The sequence below is a fragment of the Collimonas fungivorans genome (assembly GCF_028292705.1).
In the GTDB taxonomy this organism is placed as follows: domain Bacteria; phylum Pseudomonadota; class Gammaproteobacteria; order Burkholderiales; family Burkholderiaceae_D; genus Collimonas; species Collimonas fungivorans_B.
On the sequence record NZ_JAQGLV010000182.1, the window covers coordinates 1 to 2,743 of the forward strand.

Consider the following 2,743-nt stretch of genomic DNA (forward strand, 5'->3'; position numbering starts at 1 on the left):
CCGCTGTCGAAGGCCATGACCTGGATTTCCAGCCGCGCCTGGCGCCAGACTACCTGCACCGGTTCCGCCAGGCCGTCCCAATGGACGGCGCTGCGCAAGACATCCTGGCGCGCGATCACCTGGTCCATGGCCGCGACGAAACGATCCAGCAGTTCCTTGCTTTCGAAGCTCATCAGCAAGCGCGTCAGATAGGCGTCGCCTTCCTGCTGCAGCAGGTGATGAAAGAGGATGCCTTCCTGCAGCGGCGCCAGCGGATAGATATCCTGGATATTCGCTGCGCCGCCCGGCGTGGCCTCTACGATCCTGTCGATCTGCGCCGGCTCCAGCCGCACCAGAGGCAGCATCTCCGGCGTGATCCTGGGCGGCGCCGCGGCCGGCTGTCCTTGCGGGATGACGGCGGCCCAGCTCAGCAGCGCTTGCTTGTGCAGTTTCAGCGACGCCATCATGGCGGGTGTCAAGGCGCCGCGCGGCGCTTTGATCACCAGCTCTCCATCTTCAACGCGAACGCTGATCTTGCTCTCTTCCAGCAGCTCGATCAGTGCTTCCGCTTCGGTTGCGCTCACAGCTTTCATAGTCTGAACTCCTCGGTTTCCTGTTCTGAATCCAACACAGCGAATTGTGTGGGGATGGCCTTGCGGGCTGCGGCGATTTGCGGGATGCCTGGCGTTTGCGACTGCGTGACTGCCGCCGCCATCGCAGCCAGGCTGGGCTGGGCAAACAAGGCGCGGATATCGATAGCCCAGCGGCGGCAGCGCAGCTGTTCCAGCAGTTGCACCGCCAGCAGCGAATGGCCGCCGAGCTCGAAGAAACTGTCGTGCCGGCCCACCCGTTCGACACCCAGCAGTTCGCTCCAGATCTGCGCCAGGACCAGCTCAGTCTCGCCGGCCGGCGCTTCGTAGTCCTGGCGCTTAAAGGCATCGTCCTCGGGCGCAGGCAATGCCTGGCGGTCGAGTTTGCCGTTGGCTGTCAGCGGCAAGGAATCGAGCTGCACATAGGCCGCCGGCAGCATGTAGTCAGGCAGGTTCATCCCCAGTTGCGCGCGCAATGCTGCCGGATCAAGCTGGCCGGCATCCGGCTCGGCCACCACATAGGCCACCAGCCGCTGACCGCCCAGCCCATCCTCGCGCGCGACAACCACCGCTTCGCGCACGCCGGCGATGGCGGCCAGCCGGGTATCGATCTCGCCAAGCTCGATGCGAAAGCCGCGAATCTTCACCTGGAAATCGTTGCGGCCCAGATAATCGATGGCGCCGTCATCGCGCCAGCGGCCGAGATCGCCGGTCCTGTAAATGCGGCCGCCTTCTACGAAAGGATCGGCCAGGAAACGCTGTTCGGTCAGCGCCGGCTGGTTCAGGTAGCCACGCGCCACTTGCACGCCGCCGATATAGAGTTCGCCCGTCACGCCCAACGGTACCGGCTGCATGCGCCCATCCAGCAGGTAGATGCGGGTGTTGGCGATCGGCCTGCCGATCGGCAGCGATGCTGACTCGTCGCCCGACACGCAGGTCCAGGCGGTGACGTCCACCGCCGCTTCAGTCGGTCCATACAGGTTATGCAGCCCGGCATGCGGCAATTGCGCAAGGAACTGACGCGCCAACGGTGCCGGCAACGCCTCGCCGCTGCATATCACCCTGGTCACGCTGGCGCAGGCGGCGGCCGCCTCGTCGTGGTTCAGGAAAACCTGCAACATGGACGGCACGAAATGCAGCGTAGTCACACCGGCGCTGCGGATCAGTTCGCTGAGGTAGGAAGGATCCTTGTGTCCGCCCGGGCGCGCCATCACCAGCTGCGCCCCGGCCATCAGCGGCCAGAAAAATTCCCATACCGACACATCAAAGCTGAACGGCGTTTTTTGCAGCACCACGTCGTGCGCAGCCAGGCGATAAGCCTGCTGCATCCACTGGATGCGATTGACGATTCCCCGGTGTTCGTTCATCACGCCTTTCGGCTGGCCGGTGGAGCCGGAGGTATAGATCACGTAGGCAAGATGGCTTTCCGTCAGTCCGAGCTCGGCGGGAACAAGATTGCCTTCATCGTTTACCGGGTCGGTATCCGGCACCAGCAGCTGCACCTGTTGCCCGGGCAGGCGGCTGGCCAGGTTCGCCTCGGTAAGCACCGCTACCGGCGCGCAGTCGCGCAGCATGTGCTCCAGGCGACCGTCAGGATACGCCGGGTTCAGCGGCACATAGGCGCCGCCTGCCTTGAGCGTAGCCAGCAAGGCCACCACCATCGCCTCGCTGCGCTCCAGGAAGATGCCGACCTTGACGTCCGGCCTTACACCCAGCGCACGCAGCCGCCGCGCCAGGTGGTTGGCCCTGGCGTTGAGTGCGGCGTAGCTCAGGCGGCGTCCCTCGCACTGCACGGCAGTGGCCTGCGGCTGTTGCACCGCCTGTTGCTCGAACAACTGGTGCAGCAGCAACTGCCTTGGATACTCAGTTGCCGTGCGATTGAAACCATGGATCAGCTGGTGGCGCTCGGAAGCGGGCATGGCCTCGATCGCCTGCAGCGGCATATGGGGAGCTTGTTCCAAAGCCTGCACCAGGCTCCGCAAGACTTGCTGCATAAACTCGCAGACCCGCTGCGCCGATACGCTAACGTCGATTTCCGCGCACAGTTCGAAACCTACGCCGAGGTCGTCGACATGGAGCACAAACGGATAATTGGTGCGGTCATGGCCGCCGAGGTGCTCTATGCCTTCCATCGCTGTACTGCTTGCGTCGCCTTCGTGGCTGTAGCGGTAATT

General features: G+C 64.0%; 2 protein-coding genes. Both read right to left on the bottom strand.

The features are described from left to right. On the bottom strand, window positions 1-572 hold a 572-nt coding region (locus tag JWQ61_RS09890; RefSeq protein ID WP_304360383.1), incomplete at its 3' end, for a condensation domain-containing protein. Next, window positions 569-2,743: amino acid adenylation domain-containing protein (locus JWQ61_RS09895; RefSeq protein WP_304360384.1), on the bottom strand; the 2,175-nt coding region annotated here is incomplete at its 5' end. The genes JWQ61_RS09890 and JWQ61_RS09895, both read right to left, overlap by 4 nt.